Origin of the sequence: Mesorhizobium norvegicum, assembly GCF_004919685.1 — a bacterium.
GTDB classification, from domain to species: Bacteria; Pseudomonadota; Alphaproteobacteria; order Rhizobiales; family Rhizobiaceae; genus Mesorhizobium; species Mesorhizobium norvegicum.
Map to the genome: position 1 here is coordinate 61,519 of NZ_SMYZ01000084.1, position 17,544 is coordinate 79,062.

Sequence of the window (17,544 nt, forward strand, 5' to 3'; positions counted from 1 at the left end):
GCCTTTAAGCCGGCAGTTTCACCTGGCGACAGTAGGCGATGAACTCGGACGCAGGCATGGGTCTGGCGAACAGCCAGCCCTGGCCGTAGTCGACGTCGCGCTCCACGAGGTAATCCGCCTGTGCCTGGGTCTCAACGCCTTCGGCAACGATCTTCAGCTTCAGCGTCTTGGCCATGTCGATGATGTGCGGGGTGACGGAACTGGTGGCGGAATTCGTGCTGATGGTGTCGATGAACGATTTGTCGATCTTGAGCGCATCGAGCGGCAGCCCTTCGAGATAGGACAGGCTGGAATAGCCGGTGCCGAAGTCGTCGATTGCCACTGCGTGGCCAAGTTCGCGGGCGCGAACGAGCGTCGAACGCGCCGAGTTGATATCGACAAACCCGCGCTCCGTCGCCTCGAGCCAGATCTGCCGGGGCTGGATCCCGGTGTGCTGCAACGCCTTTTCGAGAATGGGCAGGACCCGCGCCGTGGTGACATCGGTTGCGCTGAGATTGATGGCGATGTGAAGCGAGCGATCGGCGACCAGAAGCCTGTTCAGGTCGAACACAACCATCGCGATGACCTGATCGGTGATCGCCGTGATCAGGCCGCTCTCTTCCGCCAGCGGAATGAAAAGATCGGGCCGGACCAGGGAACCGTTCGGTCGCTTCCAGCGCACCAGCGCTTCCGCCCCGATGCAATTGCCGGTCCTGAGTTCGACGATCGGCTGGTAGTGAACGATGAATTCGTGCTTGCGCACGGCGATCTGCAATTCTCCGAGCGGTGAAAGCCGCCTTCGCGACAACCAGACCACCATGCCGATGATGAAGGCGGCCATGAAGGCGCCGAGCGGGAGCAGCAGCCGCTGCTGCCGGCGAACGCTGTCCAGGATCTGGCTTGTCGGTTCGGTGGCGACAGCGATCCAGCCCGTGCCGCGCGCGGTGGCAAACAGGAGATCGTCATCGATGCCTTCGCCGGGGCCGGCGATGATCTTCTCGATGCGGGCGGGATCCGGGCCGTTCAGCGCGCCAAGCAGGATGCCCGTTTGCGTCGTCAAAGCGAGCTGGACACCGGGATCGACGATGACGTCGACAAAGCGTACCGGATCGACAAGGACGTTGTGGTCCCTGTATTGCAGCGCCATCAGCGAATGGCCCTCGCTCATCACCGGCTGTATGCGGGTGGTGACGGCAATGCCGTCCCTAGTGGTGAAGTCCGGGGTGGATTGCGCAACGCGCCCTTCGGTCAGTCCCCAGGAAGAGCATTTGAGCAGACCGTTTTCGAAATAGCCCATCTCTTCGATCGGGCGTGTGTTGATGGTGAGTTGCCGCATGCGGGCTATGTGGTCCGCCGAACAGCGGATGCCGGTGAACTGGTCGATCTGCCGCAAGGCGGCGGTCGCATCGTTGAGCGAGATGTCGGCCCTGGCGATGGCGCGGCTGGCGAACAGTTGCAGCCGTTCGTGTTCCTTTTGGACGGCCTGGGTCCATGAAAGATGAAACATCGCCGCGATGGGCACGATGGCGCCCAGCATGGCCAACACCACCGCCGTCACGATGATGCGCGACCTGTCCATGCGCCTCCTGCCTTCGGATACGAGCGGCGATCGTTGGGCGGTCGCCCGCAATGTCTCGGGCCACCAATCGCGGCAGCGGCCCGGTTCAGGCGGATCTTAGGGCGTCGATCTTACACGAACTTTAATGGAGCCGTGCGGCAAGCACCGCTGCTCTAAACCGGATAGGCGCCGTCGGCCGGGCCGGCATAAAGCTCGCTGCCATTGTCGTCGCAAATGCGCAGGCGATCGGGGATTTGCGGCATGGCCAGCGTGTGGAACAGCGCGGTGGCGCCCTGCAGCGCGGCGCGCAGGTTCGGCGCTTCCAGCGACACCTTGTCGAGCGTGGCTTCGTCGGCGTCGCGCGACCGGTAGAACTCGATGACGAAGTTCAAGCGCGCCTCCGTGGCAGGGCATTGCGCGGGCCTTTTCAGTCAATTCGCCGCCTCACACATGGACGACGGAGAGGGCGCGCGAGGCGCGCCCTCCAATTTGTCAGCCCTTCGACTTCGGCTTCAGGCTGCTCTCGGCCTGCTTGACCGACGAGCCGAACGGGGAGGCGGGCTTGGCCACGACCTTGTCCTTCTTTGGCTTACGTGTCTCGCGGTTGCTTCGCTGTTGGCCCTTGGACATGGTGTGCTCCTGCTGCGTGTTGGCTTGGCGTGGGGTCTCAGACGGCCGGGTTGCTGGCAGCAACCGGGCTGTCGGTAACAACCGGGTCGTTGGCCGGTTCGAGATTGTCTTCGGTGGTGACCCGCTCATGGGTCTCCTGCTCGCTGCGGATGCGGTATTGCGGCGAGCCATCCTTGACCGGCAGCCTGCTCTTGATCTGGAACAGTTCGGCGGTCTTCTGGACGAGGCCGGTGCGGCTCTTCATGCGCACGGTCTGACCAATCGCAAACTGGTGCGCGGGCGTGTCGGTGCGCGGGCGCGCATTCTGCTGGAAACGGATCATGCTGCATTCTCCCTGTCGCGCCTCAGCGCTGTTTCGAGTTCGAGGTAATCGATGGCGACAAGCTGGCTGGTGGGCGGGTTTTTCACTGCCCTTGCCGGTAGATGGATGAAGGTGGCGACGCGGCGCCAGGCAAGCCGGGACATGCCCTCGATCACCTCTTCGTCGTGATCGATGTCGTAGTCGCCGGCCGGCAGCTGCCCTTCCAGTCCGCCGAGCACGAAAGGTGCCGCGAAATGCGCGATGGAGTGGGTGGTGCGGTCCGGCATTGTCTTACCTGTGCAAAGCAGCGGTCCTGAAAGCAAAAAAGCGGGGACAAGCCCCGCTTTCCTATTTCCGGCAGTCGCTGGAAATAAGCCGCTTTCGAGAGCTGCCAGTACATCCGTGGTCAGCGTTCATCGAATTCGGCCGGATCAGATCAATTGCAAATTGGCGGCCGACTCGCGGCCCTTGGTGTCACGCTCCAACTCGAACTGCAGCTTCTGGCCTTCGGCGAGGCCGGGGAAGCCGGCGCGCTCCAGCGCGCTGACATGGACGAAAACGTCCTTGCCGCCATCGGTCGGCTGAATGAAGCCGAAGCCTTTCTGGCCATTGTAGAACTTCACGGTTCCGGTGTTCATGTGGGTCTTTCGAAGAATGAGACATGGCCGCGGAGCGAATATGCCGCGCGCCCGGTATCGAAGATTTGGAATGAGATTGGCGGGTCGAGAACCTCTGACGCCGCGAGATGCCAATTCTGGCCCAAAGCGATCTCGTCTATATAGGCTGATAGGAATAATTGTTCAAGAAGATTCATGAAAAACTGGGACGACGGCAAAAAAATAGATCGCTGTAATTATTTGAAAAATCCTGATATGGCTCAGTGGCTTTCAAAAAATTGCTTAAACTTACGCTGGGCCGATTTTCCCGGCACTTGCATTTTATTTATTCCTGGAAGGAAAAAGCCATGATTTCCGTCAGAACCCCGAGAGGCATGACCGTAGCGATCAACCCGATCATCAAGCCAACCATCATGCACGCCATTGCCGCCGGCCCGACCGGCAAGCCGATGATCGCCAAGTCGGCACGGCTGACCATCAGAAGCGATGAGGCGGCAAGGCGAACGATCGCCGATACTGATGGCACCGTGAGGCGGGCCAGACAGGTCGCCGAGACCAACCGCCTGATCTGACCTTCGCCGCCGATGGCAAGGGCGAGATATCAAGCGAAGCCTTGAACCTGCCGCGCCGATGGCCTAAATCGCCACAGGCGGACAAAACACGGCAGGTTTCCCATCAACAGAGATCAGAGACGAGCGGCGGGTGCGGCAACCAGATCTGGCGCTGGAGGACAGCCACCGCTGGGGCTCGACCAGCGTGTGCAGCAGGCGCTGCAATTGCATCAGGCCGGGCGCCGGCAAGAGGCTGAGACGATCTACCGGCAGGTGTTGGCGCGTCAGCCCAAGCACGCGGCCGCTGCACATTTCCTGGGACTGCTGCTGCACCAGACCGGGCGTAGCGAAGAAGGACTGGATCTCATCGAACGGTCGGTGAGCATGCAGCCGACGAATCCCGATTTCCTCAACAATTTCGGCACGGTGATGCGCGACCTCGGCCGCCCCGCCGCGGCCATCGACTTCTTCCGCGGCGCGGTGGATCTGCGGCCGGACCAGCTCGCGGCGCGCGACAATCTCGGCTCGTCGCTGAAGCAGGTCGGCCAGTTCGAAGAGGCCGAAGAGATTTATCGCGGCACGGTTGCTCGCAACCCATTTCATGTGCGCGCCCGCATCGGGCTTGCTGAAACCCTGCAGGAAGCCGGGCGGCTGGACGAGGCGCTGGCTGCCTTCCGCGAAGCGCTGGCGATACGCCCCAAGGATGCCGACCTGCTGCACGGGCTCGGCGTCGGGTTGATGGAAAAGGGCAAGCTCGACGAGGCGGCAGATCTGTTCCGGCAGGCGTTGGCGATCAACCCCGCCATGGCCACAGCCTGGCTGATGCTGACGCAGGTCAAGCGCCAGCAGGAGCGTGACAGCGAACTGACCAGCATGGAGGCTCAGCATGCCAAGGCGCCGCAGAACAGCCTGTCGCGCATGCAGCTGTCCTTCGGCCTCGGCAAGGCCAATGACGATCTGAAGGATTATGGCCGGGCCTTCGACTATTTCGCCGAGGGCAATGCGATCCGCCGCAAGGGCATCGATTACGACCAGGCCAAGACGCGGGCCGAGTTCGAGGCGATGAAGGCAACCTTCGATGCCGGCTTCTTCGAGAAACACAAGCCCAGCTCAATCAGCGACGATACGCCGATCTTCGTCGTCGGCATGCCGCGTTCGGGCACGACGCTGGTCGAGCAGATCATTGCCAGCCATCCGCAGGTCTATGGCGCAGGCGAGCTCAGCATCTTGAAGAAGGCGGTCGGCAAGCAGTTCCCGGCGACCATGCCGGGTGGCTTCCCCCGGGGTGTATCGGATACGGGCGATTCGGATTTTGCCGAGGCAGGCCAAGCCTATCTCGACATGCTGCATGCCCGCTATCCGAACATGCGCCACGTCACCGACAAAATGCCGGGCAACTTCCTGCTTGTCGGCTTCATCCACATGCTGATGCCGAAGGCCAGGATCATCCACTGCACGCGCGATGCGGCAGCCACCTGCCTGTCGATCTACAAGGTGCATTTCCGCGGCGACAGCCACCGCTACGGCTACGACCTCGGCGAACTCGCCGACTTCCACAATCTCTATACCGACATCATGGCGCATTGGCACACGGTGCTGCCAGGCGTCGTGCATGATGTGCGCTACGAGGATTTCGTCGCCGACCAGGAAGGCCAGACGCGGGCGCTGATCGCCCATCTCGGCCTGCCCTGGGACGACAAGGTGCTGTCGTTCCACGAGACCGACCGGCCGGTGCGCACCGCATCCGCCGCGCAGGTGCGCCAGCCGATGTATCAGGGTTCGGTCGATCTGTGGAAGCGCTATGGAGACCGGCTCAAGCCGCTGCTGGATAGGCTAGATTAGCCACGCTGGTTACAGATTGGCCGAAGCCCCCAAGCTTCGTCATCCACGGGCGGAGCAGCCGCGAAGCGGCGTCGCGGAGACCCGAGGATCCATTCCGTGACCTCGATCGAAGGATGCAACGGGGCAGAATTCGTCACCGTTGCAACGCCTTTGGGTCACGGCATGGATCCTATGGTCTGCGCCGCGTCGCTTCGCTCCCTGCTCCGCCATAGGATGACGAAGCGATGGGGGCTCAGCTACTCAAAGCTCCATGAACGGCTGGAAGCCGCCGAAGATCATTCGCTTCATATCGAAGGGCATGGGACCCCAATCGGGTGTCAAACGCGGGTCGGCCATCACCTTGGGCACCACCGTGTCGCGGCTCTGCCGGGATTCATAGACCACCCAGGCGAAGACGACGATCTCGTCGTCTTTTGCCAGAACGGCACGCGGAAACGAGGTCAACTCGCCATAGGGCACGTCGTCGCCGATACATTCGACATAGGCGAGCGCGCCGTGTTCCATCCATATAGGGCCTGTGAGGTTGGCCAGCCTCTTGTAGTCATCGAGCTTCGCCTTGGGCACCGCGAGTACAAAACCATCGACATAGGACATGTGGGTCTCCTCCTGGAAGTTCGCAGGGCCTCACCGACGCCAGCCGGTGAGGGACTTGGCCATTGGCGATAGATCAGGCTTTCTTCACCGGCGCGTTCATCGCCCACTCGACGCCGAACGGGTCGCGCATATTGCCCCACTGGTCGCCCCAGAACATCACCTGGAGTGGCACGGCGACTTCGCAGCCGGCATCGACGGCGCGCTTCCACCAGGCGTCGATTTCATCGGCGCCGAGATGGAGCTGCATTGTGTAGCCCTGCGGCTTGACGGCGGGCATCCCGTTTTCGGGATAGAAATCGGAGAGCATCAGCGTCGAGCCGTTGATGTGGAGATGGATGTGCATGGTGCGGCCCTGGTCATCGGGCGGATAGAAGAACACCTGCTCGGCGCCGAAGGCTTTTTTGTAGAATTCGGCGGCCTTGAAGGCGCCGTCCAGTTGCAGATAGGGGGTCAATCCACCGAGAACTTTCGCGGCCGGCTGAACGGGGGTCTGGTCGGTCATGTCTTGCTCCTCTTTGCGTTGGTCTGGGCGCTTGGTCTGGCCTTGCGAACCCTAGGACGAACGAAGCGGCGGCAATCCTACATGGCCGATGCGATTTTTTTGGCGTGAAACGAACTTGCGTCGGCGGCCCCCAATCAGAGCGCAATCCTCGCAGCCCGCAGGCTAGAAAAGGGGGCTGCTCCTTCAATCCCCGAGACGACAATGATCCTCTATTATCAGACCCACTCACCCTTCGCGCGCAAGGCGCTCGTTTTCGCCCACGAGGTCGGCATTGCCGATCAGCTCGAGGTCATTCATCACGAGACCAGTCCGACTTTGCGCAATGCTCGCGTCTACGCCGAAAATCCCCTCGGCAAAGTGCCGGTGCTGTTGCGGCCCGACGCGTCGCCGATCTTCGATTCCGATGTCATCTGCGCCTATCTCGACACGCTGCATGACGGCCGCAAGCTGCTGCCGCGGGACGGCGAGGCGCGCTGGCAGGCGTTGCGGTTGCAGGCGGTCGCCCAAGGCCTGGCGCAGACGGGCATAGCGTTGCGCTGGGAGACAGAAAGGAGACCCGAACAGCTGCGTTATAGTGTTCTCGCCGACGGATACCGGGAGAAGATCGAGGCGAGCTACGACTGGATCGAAAGCACGCTGGACGACGAGGCGCCACTCCATGTCGGCCATATAGCCTTGGCCACCACGCTGTCCTGGATGGCGTTCCGTCAGCTTCCGCCTTTTCGCTCACGGGCGCGGCTGACGCGCTGGTTCGAGGCTTTCGAAAAACGCGTATCGATGCAGGCGACACCGCTTTCGGGCGATACGCATGACTGACTGGCGGTCGCCAGGTGGCGGCCGGCATCGATGGCATAGCTTCCCTTCTGCATAGGTCAGGGAGCCCGGCAGATCCGGGGGCCATTTTGCGCGTCGGTCACGATTTCCGGCCAGCCGATGTACTTGCGCAATTCGATCGGCAGCGAAAGCAGAGCGCGCTCGCGGCGATGGCGGGCGCGAGCTTGCATGTAACGGGTGGTGATGCGGCCTATGGATGACAGGGTGAACATGATGCTTTGTCCTCGGTTGAAGCCGGCATCATTGTGTCGGCATCCCAAGGACGTGGCAGATTCAGGCGATCCGACAGATCACTGAAAATTTTGTCGCAGACACTACAGGCGGCTCGATGCGAACTGCTGTGGAGCAGCTTGTATCAAGCAGCAGTTTCTAATCGCTCGATCGTTTCAAGGTCGGCTTTCTTGGCCTCTCCCTCCACGGCAAGGTCGTAGCTCGCCTGCATGTTCATCCAGAACTGCGGCGTGGTTCCGAAGAACTTCGCAAGGCGTAGCGCCGTGTCGGGCGTCACCGGTGTCGTCTCGCTGGCGAGGCGCTCGATGCGTGTGCGCGGCACATGCAGCTTTTTGGCCAGCGTATAAGGCTTCAGATTGAGCGGAACTAGATATTCCTCGCGAAGGATCTCACCTGGGTGGATCGGGGGGAAGATGCTGGCAGCCATCTTTTTTGTCCTTTGTGGGTGTGGGCTATGCCCTAATGGTAGCCGGTGATCTCTACATCCTCTGCTTGTCCATCTACCCACCGAAAGCAGACGCGGAATTGATCGTTGATGCGGATCGAATGCTGACCGGCACGGTTGCCTTTCAGCGGCTCAAGCCTGTTGCCGGGAGGTGTCTTCAGGTCTGACAACTCGGTCGCGTTGTCGATCATGAACAGTTTCCGCTGGGCTGATCGGACAAGGTTCGACGGGAAACCCTTTGGAGCCTTGCCGTTCGAAACTGCCTCGCTGGTCTTGTCCTTGTACGAACGTATCATCAGCTGTATCCAGTTTGCGTACCATAGCATGATACGTTTCGGGAGTCAACGAGACGTCTCATGAAATGATACGAAACTCCGACCTACCGACGGCAGGCCGGAATTCTGTCTCGCCGCTCAACCGGTGCCTTCAGCCACCTCGCGGAAAAAGTCCTCCGGATCCTCGACTTCGGTCAGCTTCCGCCTCTCGATCAGCCAGAAGCGGTTGCCGATGGCGCGGATGAAGGAGCGGTCGTGCGAGGCGAGCACGCAGCTTGCCTGATGCGCCAGCACTTCGGCTTCCAGCGCTTCCTGGCCGTCGATGTCGAGATGGTTGGTCGGCTCGTCGAGCAGATAGAAGTTGGGATTGGCGAGCCTCAGCGCCAGCATCATCAGCCGCGCCTTCTGGCCGCCGGACAGCACGCCGATCTTTTTCTCTTGCATCTCGATGACCACACCGGCGCCGGCGAGCAGCGAGCGGGCGCGCTGCTCGCCGACATCGTAGCGGCGCGAGACCATCGCCAGCGGCGTGTCGTCGCCACTGATGCCCGACAGCGCCTGGTCGCTGTAGCCGAGCACCGTCGACGGCGTCACCTTCACATTCTGCACCGTGTCCGGTTCGATGATGGCATTGCGGATCAAAGTGACGAAGCGCGACTTGCCGACGCCGTTGCGGCCGAGCAGGACGATGCGGTCGCCCTGGCAGATGTGGCGCTTGCCGGTCCTGAACAGCAGCGTGCCGTCGGGCGTTTCGATAGCCGCGTCGTCGAGCGTGATCAGCACCTTGGCGTGGGTGCCGCGATTGGCCAGTCTTATGGCACCCGCCGACTTTTCGCGGTGCGCCGGAGCTGCCGCCTCTTCCAGTCTTTCCGCGCGCTGGTTGAGCTGCTTGGTCTTGACCGTCAGCAGATCGCTGCCCGAATTGATGCCGATGTTGTTGAGTTTTGCCGCCTGCCGGCGCAATTGCTGCGCCACCTTCATGTCGCGCTGGAATTTGCGCTCGGTCGAGGCGTCGACGTCGTCGAGCGACTGCCTGGCGCGGGAGTAGGGCAGGGCAAACACCGGCGACTGCTCCGGGCGCAGGAACAGCGTCCGGTTGGTGGTGGCGTCGAGGAAGGCGCGGTCGTGGCTGGCGATGACGACGGGCACCTCGCGCGGCAGCGTGTTCAGCCAGGTCTCCAACTGGCTGATGCGGGCAAGGTCGAGATGGTTGGTCGGCTCGTCGAGCAGCAGCACGTCCGGATCGGTGACCCAGACGCGGGCGATCAGCGCCAGCCTCTGCCAGCCGCCGCTCAGCGCCTGCATTGGCCGCTCGCGCATCGGCTCCGGCACATCGAGCGAATCGAGAACCACGTCGACACGCCACCGCTCGCTGTCGGCCTGCTCGGCCGGCAAGGCATCCGCCACCACCTGGTGGAACGTACGGCTGAGAAGCGCCGGGGCAACGGACTGCTCGACATGGCCGACGCGCAGGCCGCGCGTGCGGGTGACGTCACCGGAGGTCGGCTCCATCTCGCCGGTCAGGCATTTGAGCAAGGTCGACTTGCCGCGGCCATTGGCGGCAACGATGCCGAGCCGGTCGCCGGTGCCGATGTTGAGGTCGAGATTGGAGAACAGCGGCGCACTCATGGTGACGCCGAGGGATTTGAGGCTGATCAGGGCCATTTTGATTTCTCTGGTCTGTCCGGAGGAAAAGTCCGGTTCAATGCACTTTGACGGTGCGCAGGCTGGCCATCAGGCTCGGCGTTGCGGCACCACGAAGGGCAGACCAAAAAATCGAAGCGGGAAAACCCCGGACCGTCCCTGGTCAGCCCTGCAAGCAAGCTCGCAGGGCAGAAATCGGGCCACGCTGACGATGGTGACGATGAAACGTAAACACGTGAGCCCTCCTTTCAAGACGTTCGAGTATGCGGAGCGATTACACCAAAGGCGGGGTGGGTGGCAAGGGAGTACCTATTGCACGATATCTTAGCCTTGGCACACCACCGCAATGAACGTAAAGCGATAATGGATTTGATCCGCTCCAATGGTTCAGAGGTATCCGCAAACAGAACTTTAGGGATATCGCTTCTTGCATATCTTCCCTTTGACACTCTTGCTTCCTCTCTCCAAGCTGGGTGGGGTCTAGGGAGGCATACAACGTGGTCATGATGCGGATCCTTTTTGTTGCGGCAGCATTGCTGGCTTCGCAATTCGCCAACGCCGCAGAGGAGTTGCCTTTTCCGGATTTGAACACGGAAGGCTATTGCACGGCTTCAGTGTCGAGAATGCTCGACAAGACGGAGCAGCAGGTCGAGAAAGACAAGTGCCTCGCGTTTGAAAAAACAAGGAGGGCCACAATTCGACCCTACTGGTATCTTGTTGAACGACGCGAAAGCGATCGATTGAAGAAGTATATAGCAGAGGTGCAGTATCAAACGTATGGTACGGTTAGCTCTTTCGTCGCATCCGCCTTAGGGAAGGCTTGCCTCGACGGTCGCGTATTTTGCAGCCCCGGTGAGCCAACTGTGGATGCTGCTTTTTCAGCCCTCAAAAGTGACTATTATTGTTTTTTGAAAAATCCAGATGTGAAATCGGAGAGCCTTCGCAATTGTTTTGAAGAGGAAGAAACAAGAAAGTTGCAATTGGCCAAGTACTGGGCAAAGTTGCCAAAAGGAAAAACAGATTGGTGCATTGGCAACGCTTTCGGTCGGAAATTCCCTCCCTTCCAAGTGTTGTCCAACTGCGTCGCCGACGACATCGGGACCCAATGCTTCGAGCAGACGCGTCAATGTCGGCCTGGTTAGGGTGACGTCGGAGGCTATGCCCCTCGGCCTACCGACCCGGCCGCCCCGTCTTTCCTGGCCGGCGCTTTTCGCGGCGGGCGTCGGCGGGGTCTTCGTAGGAACCAATGCCGGTGCGCTGGCGGACAATTGGCTTGGCGGAATCGTCGCGTTCCTTCGCGCCCCCCTCTGCCCTGCCGGGCATCTCCCCCACTTGGGGGGAGATTGGCTGGGGCTTTGCCGGCACTTTTCCTTCTACGGGCTTCTCAGTCCGACGTACGGTCATTTCATCAAGCGAATTCTTCTTGAACAGCGGCTTGGTGGCGTCGCCGGGAATGCCGAAGTCGGAGCCGTGCGCCTCTTCGGCCGACTGTTTCTTGAACAGCGAGCGCGACACCGCGCCGGCCGGCGTCGGCATGTCGGTGCCCGGCCCCATGGCGTCGAGCGAGGGTTTGGCGAACAGCGGCTTCTTCACCGGCACGGCGCCATCGGCGCCCATCTCGTCAAGCGCCGGCTTGCGGAAGAGGTTGGGCCGGGCTGCCTCTTCGGCGGCACGTGCCTCGTCGAGCTTGCGGAAACGCTCCTGTTCCTCTGATGTACGATGTTTGGCCACGCCCTTGTTGTGCTTGCCCTTTTCACGGCCCGAGACCGGGCTTTCCATGTCGGCGTATTTGGCCAGCGGATCTTCGGAGATGGACAGTTCCATCTCGCGCAGCCGCTTGATCTCGTCGCGGATGCGGGCTGCCTTCTCGAAATCGAGATTGGCGGCGGCGTCGCGCATCTGCTTGTCCATGGCGTCGAGATGGGCCTTCAGATTGTTGCCCATCATGGCGCCGGCGCTGTCGGTGAACTGCGAGATGTCGGCGCGGACATGGTCCTTCTCGTAGACCGAATCCAGAATGTCGGAGATGCGCGACTTGACCGATTCCGGGGTGATGCCGTTGGCCTCGTTCCACTCCACCTGCTTTTCGCGGCGGCGGTTGGTCTCGGCCATCGCCCGCTCCATTGAGCCTGTGACCTGGTCGGCATAGAGGATGACCTTGCCGTCGACGTTTCGGGCGGCGCGGCCGATGGTTTGGATCAGCGAGGTTTCCGAGCGCAGAAAGCCTTCCTTGTCGGCATCGAGAATGGCGACGAAGCCGCATTCGGGAATGTCGAGGCCTTCGCGCAGCAGGTTGATGCCGACCAGCACGTCGAAGGCGCCGAGCCGCAAATCGCGCAGGATCTCGATGCGCTCCAGCGTGTCGATGTCGGAGTGCATGTAGCGGACGCGGATGCCTTGCTCGTGCAGATACTCGGTCAGGTCCTCGGCCATGCGCTTGGTCAGCACGGTGACCAGCGTGCGGTAGCCGGCCTTGGTGGTGTCGCGGATCTCGCCGACGACATCGTCGACCTGGTTCTTGGCCGGGCGCACTTCGACCGGCGGGTCGATCAGCCCGGTCGGGCGGATGACCTGCTCGGCGAAGACGCCGCCGGCCTGTTCCATTTCCCAGCCACCCGGCGTCGCCGAGACGGCAACGGAGAGCGGGCGCATGGCGTCCCATTCCTCGAAGCGCAGCGGCCTGTTGTCCATGCAGGACGGCAGCCGGAAGCCGTATTCGGCCAGTGTCGCCTTACGGCGAAAGTCGCCTCGATACATGCCGCCGATCTGCGGCACGGTGACGTGGCTTTCGTCGATGAAGACCAGTGCATTGTCGGGAATGTACTCGAACAGTGTCGGCGGCGGATCGCCCGGCTGACGGCCGGTGAGATAGCGCGAATAGTTCTCGATGCCGGCGCAGGAGCCGGTGGCCTCCAGCATCTCGAGGTCGAAACGGGTGCGTTGCTCCAGCCGCTGCGCCTCCAGCAGGCGGCCGGCCCGTTCCAGTTCCACCAGCCGGTGCTTGAGCTCTTCCTTGATCGACTTGATCGCCTGGTTGAGGGTCGGACGCGGCGTCACATAGTGCGAATTGGCGTAGATCTTGACGCTTTTCAGCTCGCCGGTCTTCTGGCCGGTCAGCGGATCGAACTCGGTGATCTGCTCGATTTCGTCGCCAAACATCGAGATGCGCCAGGCGCGATCTTCCAAGTGGGCCGGGAAGATCTCGATCGTGTCGCCGCGCACGCGAAACGATCCGCGGACGAAGTTGATGTCCTGGCGCTTGTACTGCTGGGCGACGAGATCGGCGAGCAAAGCGCGCTGGTCGAGCCGGTCGCCGATCTGCATCTGGAAGGTCATCGCCGTATAGGTCTCGACCGAGCCGATACCGTAGATGCAGGACACCGAGGCGACGATGATGACGTCGTCGCGCTCGAGCAGCGAACGCGTCGCCGAATGGCGCATGCGGTCGATCTGCTCGTTGATCGAGGATTCCTTCTCGATGAAGGTGTCGGTGCGCGGGACGTAGGCTTCCGGCTGGTAATAGTCGTAATAGGAGACGAAATACTCGACGGCGTTTTCCGGGAAGAATTTCTTGAACTCGGAATAGAGCTGTGCCGCCAGCGTCTTGTTCGGCGCCAGGATCAAAGCAGGGCGCTGCGTCTCCTCGATCACCTTGGCCATGGTGAAGGTTTTTCCGGAGCCGGTGACGCCGAGCAGCACTTGGGTGCGGTCGTTGTTGTCGACGCCTTCGACCAGATCCTTGATCGCCGTCGGCTGGTCGCCGGCCGGCTCGAAGTCCGACACCATCTTGATGGTAATGCCGCCTTCGGATTTTTCGGGGCGGGCAGGGCGGTGCGGCGTCCACAGCACACCGTCCTTGTGCAGCGGATTGCCGGATTCAATCAGCGCCGACAAAGCGGCCACCGTCGCGGTGACGCTGCCCGAGGCCATGGTCTCGGCGTCTTCCAGCGAGATGTCGAGGCCGGCGACCGGATTGAGGCCGGCTGCCGTACGCTCCCTGGCCGTTGCCGCGCCACCCATCGAGGTGCCACGCGAGCTGCGCCCCGGCGAGCTTGAGCGCTCGGGTATCTTTTTCGACGGCTTCGGCGATTTGCTGGCGTCGCCCTTGCCGGCAAGGCGCCCTTCTTTTTCGGCTTCCTGCTCGATCTGCTCGGCCCAGTCCGCGATCGAACCGGTCAGCGGTGTGCCCGAGAGCTCTGGCTGCGGCATCTCGGCGAAGCCGCCTCTGTGCAGCGGCTCCGAGGCGTCGAGGAAATCGGTCAGCGGACTGCGCCGCTTCGGCGCGGCGCGGTCGTCATTCGCCGTCGGCGGCGCTTTCTTATCGGGAGACTTGGCCATGTCCCGAATATGGGATTTCCTGGCCAAAATGGAAAGAGTGGGATGAGGTGAGGCGCCTCGCCGGATGCGGCTCCTGACAGAAGGCTGTCAGGAGGAGATGGTTGTTGCGTGCCTGCCCAGAAGGATCAGGCGCCGCGTGCGTTGTCCGCCGCCACGCGGGTCGGCGATCCGTTCAGGCGCGGCACCACCACGAGGCGTTTGATTTTGCCCTTCTTGAAGGCGGCGAGGAAGCGCGCATAGTCCTTGAAGGCGACGCAACCGCTCGACTGGGCGTAGCGGCCCCGAAGCAGGTAGGTATGGGCCAGCAGGCCGTCGCGATTGTATTTGTTGCGGCCATCGACCGGTGTCAGGCGCAAGGCCTCCACACCATGAAAGCGCGACTCGCGCAGCGACAGATTGTAGGTGTTGGGCGGTGTCGGTCCGCGGTTCTTCTGGTCGGCATAGCGCGGCTGGTCCGCCATGGCGCCGATGCCCGAATGCGCCTCGAGCCTTGAGCCGTCAGGCATGTAGACGGTCCCGGCGCTGATGTCGTAAACGGCGACGCCATTGCTGGCTCCGCTTCTGGACCCTGGCGAATTGAACAGGTTCCTGAATGCCTTGCCAAGGCCACCCGAAGGCGTGTCCGGCTTGGCATAGGCCAGCACGTCGCCGCCATCGGCCGGCCGGCCCTGACGCCCCGGCTTTGCCGGCTGGGCCTGTTGAACCGTCTCACGCGCCGGCTTCGGCTGCTGGATGGGCTTGGACTGCTGCTGCACGATTTTGGGCTGCTGCGGCGCGTCGAACTGCGGGCGGCGGGTCGGCAACGGCACGTCGTCGGTCAGCGCGTCCGGCAGCGAGGCTGCATCGCCGGGTTGGTCCTGCCGGGTTTCGACAGGCGACACCGCGACATCAGCCGACGATTCCTCGATCGGCAGCGGCGAGGCGAACGCCTCGTCGTCGACCGGCAGCGACTCCACGAGGGCAAGCGCCAGCTGCGAATTGTCCGGCGTCTCCGACTGGGCAAAGCCCCTCGGCGCTGGCGCTGTCTGGACGACGACGGATCCGGTATTCAGCCGAGCGAAGCGTTCCGCCGCCGGAGCCGGCATGTCATCCGACAGGCTGGCCATGACCTGGACGGACGGCACCAGCGACGCCTCGGTAATTTGCGGTGCGACACTGGAAATGACCGGAAGTGCGGGGGAAATGACCGGAAGTGCGGGTGTGTTGGCTGCCAGGGCAGGCTTGCCGGCACTCGCGAAGACAGCGGCGAGCTTCATCGGCGACAGCGACGCTTCCATGCGTTCGAAGCGTTCCTGCGATTTCGACTTTGCAACGGGGGGGACGGGCTTTGCCTGCGCCACAAGGCGCGCGGATTTCTCCGCCAGAGGGCTCAACTCAGCCAGTTTGAAGCAGCTGGCGCCGCATTGCACGGCATGGTCATGCAGCGCCTGAGCGCCGCCATGGGCATTGGCCAGCACGAAGGGCGCTTTCAAGAAATGCTGTTTCAGCGGATCGACAAGGGCGAGCGATCCCGACATCGACAGCGTCTGCGGCAGGCCACCCGAGGTCGCCGACAGCGAGGCGCCGACGGAGCTGAGGCCAGCCATGGTGCCGATCAGCCAAAGGCCGATGGCGGTGCTGGCGCAAGGCAATGCGACCCAGCGGAGGATCCGGCCAGTGTTGAAGGAGGAGGAACGCGGCGCATCGACGAAGTCGCCGCCTTCACGCTGTTCCCAGATTATTTTTTGTTTATTCGACAACGCCATGCAACCAATCTTGCTCCAATCGGTTTTCCCCGTACGTGGCCTTGTGAGCCGCGACGACCATTCTGTGAGTGATCCCAGGTGGTCCCCGACGCGTTTGCCGCGTCTGTCGTTGGTTGCCGATTGCTTCAAAATATGGACAAAGTTGGTTAATCAATCCCTCTCAAAACCAACGACGAGATGTGGATTTGGGCCAAATCAGGCTTCGTCCACGGCCAGGAAAGTGGTGTTGTCGCCCTTCCGACCCAGTTTTGCTGCCTGTTTTTGACGGCCGAGTCAAGCAAAACAGCCCTTGCTAATTTTTTTCGCAGTGCCCTGCAATGGTACCTGCAGCCCAGCGACTGCCGGCAGGAATTGCCTAAAAGGGCGCCTGGCACCCGCAAAAACTGTTGCTCGCCTGCCACAATTTCCCCGCCCGGACGGCCGCCTCTTGACGGCCATTGACTCGTTTTGGGAGGCGGTGCAATCCGGTCAAGTGCTGGGTTTTGGGGTGGCAAAGGCCACCTTTGGAGGCTTTTCCATGAAGCGTCGGGACTTCTTGGCGCTGTCGGCGGGTGCGGCGGCGTTTTCCATTCTTCCGGGCGCCGTCAGGGCTGCCCTGCCAGTGCCCTACGACCGGAACGCCGAGGTGCCGGTGAACGACAAGAAGGCGTTCATCGAGTGGATGGTGGCCAATCGCGGCGAGGATCCGAAGTTTTTGGCTGAGCGGTTCGATCGCTTCCAGATCATGGTCTACAACAAGGACGTGCTGGACGACCGCAACAAGCGCGCCTTCCTTTCCACACCGCGTGAAGAGTTCGTGCTGCCGCAGAATCTGGGGCGCGCCTATGATCACGCCTTCCTCGATATCGGCTATGGCGTGACCATTTCCGGTCCGCATCTGGTCGGGCGTATGACGACGGTCATCGACGTGCAGTTCGGCGAAGCCGTGCTCGAGATCGGCACCGGCTCGGGCTACCAGTCGGCCTATCTGGCCAATCTCACCGACAAGGTGCACACGATCGAGATCATCAACCCGCTGGCGCAGCGCACCCGCCGCACCTATGACGCGCTGATCGATCGCGGCTACAGCGTGTTCGGCTCGGTCACCAGCCGCAATGCCGACGGCTATTATGGCTGGGAAAGCGTCGGCCCGTTCGACAAGATCATCGTCACCTGCGGCATTGACCACATTCCGCCGTCGCTCCTGCAGCAGCTCAAGCCCAATGGCGTGATGGTCATTCCGGTCGGCCCGCCGGGCGCGCAGCATGTGCTCAAGGTGATCAAGCAGCAGCTTGCCGACGGTACGTTCAACATCGTCCGCTCGGACATCTACAATGGCAAGGTGGTGCCTTTCGTGCCCTTTACCAAGATGGAAGGCGACCAGATCGTCGGTACGCATAACAGCTGATTTGGCTATGCCGTGACGGCCTTTGTTTGTTGCAGGTTCTTATCGCAAAACCGCGGGATACTTTTGCGGAA

20 protein-coding genes are annotated in these 17,544 nt (G+C 61.9%); 6 read left to right on the plus strand and 14 right to left on the minus strand.

The annotated features are described in order from the left end of the window. Positions 1-4: 4 nt before the first annotated feature. The 6 genes from FCU66_RS31585 to FCU66_RS31605 form a co-directional block, all read right to left on the minus strand. Positions 5-1,558: an EAL domain-containing protein gene (locus tag FCU66_RS31585; RefSeq protein WP_136615973.1), complete on the minus strand. Its 1,554-nt coding sequence runs from the start codon at positions 1,556-1,558 to the stop codon at positions 5-7. Between the two features lie 152 nt (positions 1,559-1,710). Next, positions 1,711-1,929 (minus strand): hypothetical protein, encoded by a 219-nt coding sequence (locus tag FCU66_RS31590; protein ID WP_136615974.1) that lies wholly within the window; start codon positions 1,927-1,929, stop codon positions 1,711-1,713. A 100-nt stretch (positions 1,930-2,029) separates the two neighbouring features. Beyond that, entirely contained in the window at positions 2,030-2,167 is a 138-nt protein-coding gene (locus tag FCU66_RS41395; RefSeq protein WP_164482279.1) for a hypothetical protein, read from the minus strand. A gap of 37 nt (positions 2,168-2,204) precedes the next feature. Further along, complete coding sequence (locus tag FCU66_RS31595) at positions 2,205-2,489, minus strand: hypothetical protein (RefSeq protein WP_136615975.1); 285 nt, start codon at positions 2,487-2,489, stop codon at positions 2,205-2,207. Continuing rightward, entirely contained in the window at positions 2,486-2,755 is a 270-nt protein-coding gene (locus tag FCU66_RS31600; protein ID WP_136615976.1) for a hypothetical protein, read from the minus strand. The genes FCU66_RS31595 and FCU66_RS31600 overlap by 4 nt, the downstream gene beginning before the upstream one ends. A 144-nt stretch (positions 2,756-2,899) precedes the next feature. Continuing rightward, positions 2,900-3,106, minus strand: coding sequence for a cold-shock protein (locus FCU66_RS31605; RefSeq protein WP_023809797.1), 207 nt, complete (start codon positions 3,104-3,106; stop codon positions 2,900-2,902). Positions 3,107-3,280: 174 nt separating this feature from the next. On the opposite strand from FCU66_RS31605, the gene FCU66_RS41400 reads away from it, so the two are divergent. The 3 genes from FCU66_RS41400 to FCU66_RS31615 all read left to right on the plus strand — a co-directional run bounded on the left by FCU66_RS41400 (position 3,281) and on the right by FCU66_RS31615 (position 5,478). Then, positions 3,281-3,436 carry a hypothetical protein gene (locus FCU66_RS41400; RefSeq protein ID WP_168991699.1) on the plus strand — a complete coding sequence of 52 codons (156 nt, stop codon included), beginning with the start codon at positions 3,281-3,283 and terminating at the stop codon, positions 3,434-3,436. Continuing rightward, positions 3,433-3,657 carry a hypothetical protein gene (locus FCU66_RS31610; protein ID WP_136615977.1) on the plus strand — a complete coding sequence of 75 codons (225 nt, stop codon included), beginning with the start codon at positions 3,433-3,435 and terminating at the stop codon, positions 3,655-3,657. Before FCU66_RS41400 ends, FCU66_RS31610 begins: the two co-directional genes overlap by 4 nt. A 186-nt stretch (positions 3,658-3,843) precedes the next feature. Continuing rightward, the gene (locus tag FCU66_RS31615) at positions 3,844-5,478 is read left to right on the plus strand and encodes a tetratricopeptide repeat-containing sulfotransferase family protein (protein WP_136615978.1); all 1,635 of its coding nucleotides are present in this window, start codon (positions 3,844-3,846) and stop codon (positions 5,476-5,478) included. A 240-nt stretch (positions 5,479-5,718) separates the two neighbouring features. Here the strand turns inward: FCU66_RS31615 and FCU66_RS31620 are convergent, their stop codons facing one another. Beyond that, positions 5,719-6,072 (minus strand): DUF1428 domain-containing protein, encoded by a 354-nt coding sequence (locus FCU66_RS31620; protein ID WP_136615979.1) that lies wholly within the window; start codon positions 6,070-6,072, stop codon positions 5,719-5,721. A gap of 73 nt (positions 6,073-6,145) precedes the next feature. Beyond that, the gene (locus FCU66_RS31625) at positions 6,146-6,574 is read right to left on the minus strand and encodes a VOC family protein (protein ID WP_136615980.1); all 429 of its coding nucleotides are present in this window, start codon (positions 6,572-6,574) and stop codon (positions 6,146-6,148) included. Positions 6,575-6,775: 201 nt separating this feature from the next. On the opposite strand from FCU66_RS31625, the gene FCU66_RS31630 reads away from it, so the two are divergent. Further along, positions 6,776-7,390, plus strand: a complete 615-nt coding sequence (locus FCU66_RS31630) for a glutathione S-transferase family protein (protein WP_136615981.1) — start codon at positions 6,776-6,778, stop codon at positions 7,388-7,390. Positions 7,391-7,446: 56 nt separating this feature from the next. Here the strand turns inward: FCU66_RS31630 and FCU66_RS41405 are convergent, their stop codons facing one another. The 4 genes from FCU66_RS41405 to FCU66_RS31645 all read right to left on the minus strand — a co-directional run bounded on the left by FCU66_RS41405 (position 7,447) and on the right by FCU66_RS31645 (position 10,024). Further along, positions 7,447-7,620, minus strand: coding sequence for a hypothetical protein (locus FCU66_RS41405; protein ID WP_168991700.1), 174 nt, complete (start codon positions 7,618-7,620; stop codon positions 7,447-7,449). 143 nt (positions 7,621-7,763) lie between these two features. Further along, entirely contained in the window at positions 7,764-8,066 is a 303-nt protein-coding gene (locus FCU66_RS31635; protein ID WP_136615982.1) for a HigA family addiction module antitoxin, read from the minus strand. A gap of 32 nt (positions 8,067-8,098) precedes the next feature. After that, positions 8,099-8,380, minus strand: a complete 282-nt coding sequence (locus FCU66_RS31640; RefSeq protein WP_136615983.1) for a type II toxin-antitoxin system RelE/ParE family toxin — start codon at positions 8,378-8,380, stop codon at positions 8,099-8,101. A 117-nt stretch (positions 8,381-8,497) separates the two neighbouring features. Then, positions 8,498-10,024 (minus strand): ABC-F family ATP-binding cassette domain-containing protein, encoded by a 1,527-nt coding sequence (locus FCU66_RS31645; protein ID WP_136615984.1) that lies wholly within the window; start codon positions 10,022-10,024, stop codon positions 8,498-8,500. A gap of 476 nt (positions 10,025-10,500) precedes the next feature. Between FCU66_RS31645 and FCU66_RS31650 the strand changes: the two genes are divergently transcribed. Then, on the plus strand, positions 10,501-11,145 hold the full coding sequence (locus tag FCU66_RS31650; protein ID WP_136615985.1) for a hypothetical protein: 645 nt from the start codon (positions 10,501-10,503) through the stop codon (positions 11,143-11,145). 28 nt (positions 11,146-11,173) lie between these two features. Here FCU66_RS31650 and uvrB read toward each other — a convergent pair whose 3' ends face one another. Next, a complete protein-coding gene (gene uvrB, locus FCU66_RS31655) occupies positions 11,174-14,341 on the minus strand; it encodes an excinuclease ABC subunit UvrB (protein WP_136615986.1) in 3,168 nt (1,055 codons plus the stop codon). Positions 14,342-14,466: 125 nt separating this feature from the next. Next, the gene (locus tag FCU66_RS31660; RefSeq protein ID WP_136615987.1) at positions 14,467-16,086 is read right to left on the minus strand and encodes a DUF2778 domain-containing protein; all 1,620 of its coding nucleotides are present in this window, start codon (positions 16,084-16,086) and stop codon (positions 14,467-14,469) included. Between the two features lie 517 nt (positions 16,087-16,603). Between FCU66_RS31660 and FCU66_RS31665 the strand changes: the two genes are divergently transcribed. Continuing rightward, entirely contained in the window at positions 16,604-17,473 is an 870-nt protein-coding gene (locus tag FCU66_RS31665) for a protein-L-isoaspartate O-methyltransferase family protein (RefSeq protein ID WP_136615988.1), read from the plus strand. Positions 17,474-17,544 lie beyond the last annotated feature (71 nt).

Excerpts from the sequence above, each read along its gene's own strand:
- FCU66_RS31585 (WP_136615973.1), bottom strand. The coding sequence starts at position 1,558 with ATGGACAGGTCGCGCATCATCGTGACGGCGGTGGTGTTGGCCATGCTG.
- FCU66_RS41395 (WP_164482279.1), bottom strand. The coding sequence starts at position 2,167 with ATGTCCAAGGGCCAACAGCGAAGCAACCGCGAGACACGTAAGCCAAAG.
- FCU66_RS31595 (WP_136615975.1), bottom strand. The coding sequence starts at position 2,489 with ATGATCCGTTTCCAGCAGAATGCGCGCCCGCGCACCGACACGCCCGCG.
- FCU66_RS31600 (WP_136615976.1), bottom strand. The coding sequence starts at position 2,755 with ATGCCGGACCGCACCACCCACTCCATCGCGCATTTCGCGGCACCTTTC.
- FCU66_RS31605 (WP_023809797.1), bottom strand. The coding sequence starts at position 3,106 with ATGAACACCGGAACCGTGAAGTTCTACAATGGCCAGAAAGGCTTCGGC.
- FCU66_RS41400 (WP_168991699.1), top strand. The coding sequence starts at position 3,281 with ATGAAAAACTGGGACGACGGCAAAAAAATAGATCGCTGTAATTATTTG.
- FCU66_RS31610 (WP_136615977.1), top strand. The coding sequence starts at position 3,433 with ATGATTTCCGTCAGAACCCCGAGAGGCATGACCGTAGCGATCAACCCG.
- FCU66_RS31620 (WP_136615979.1), bottom strand. The coding sequence starts at position 6,072 with ATGTCCTATGTCGATGGTTTTGTACTCGCGGTGCCCAAGGCGAAGCTC.
- FCU66_RS31625 (WP_136615980.1), bottom strand. The coding sequence starts at position 6,574 with ATGACCGACCAGACCCCCGTTCAGCCGGCCGCGAAAGTTCTCGGTGGA.
- FCU66_RS31630 (WP_136615981.1), top strand. The coding sequence starts at position 6,776 with ATGATCCTCTATTATCAGACCCACTCACCCTTCGCGCGCAAGGCGCTC.
- FCU66_RS41405 (WP_168991700.1), bottom strand. The coding sequence starts at position 7,620 with ATGTTCACCCTGTCATCCATAGGCCGCATCACCACCCGTTACATGCAA.
- FCU66_RS31635 (WP_136615982.1), bottom strand. The coding sequence starts at position 8,066 with ATGGCTGCCAGCATCTTCCCCCCGATCCACCCAGGTGAGATCCTTCGC.
- FCU66_RS31640 (WP_136615983.1), bottom strand. The coding sequence starts at position 8,380 with ATGATACGTTCGTACAAGGACAAGACCAGCGAGGCAGTTTCGAACGGC.
- FCU66_RS31645 (WP_136615984.1), bottom strand. The coding sequence starts at position 10,024 with ATGGCCCTGATCAGCCTCAAATCCCTCGGCGTCACCATGAGTGCGCCG.
- uvrB (WP_136615986.1), bottom strand. The coding sequence starts at position 14,341 with ATGGCCAAGTCTCCCGATAAGAAAGCGCCGCCGACGGCGAATGACGAC.
- FCU66_RS31660 (WP_136615987.1), bottom strand. The coding sequence starts at position 16,086 with ATGGCGTTGTCGAATAAACAAAAAATAATCTGGGAACAGCGTGAAGGC.
- FCU66_RS31665 (WP_136615988.1), top strand. The coding sequence starts at position 16,604 with ATGAAGCGTCGGGACTTCTTGGCGCTGTCGGCGGGTGCGGCGGCGTTT.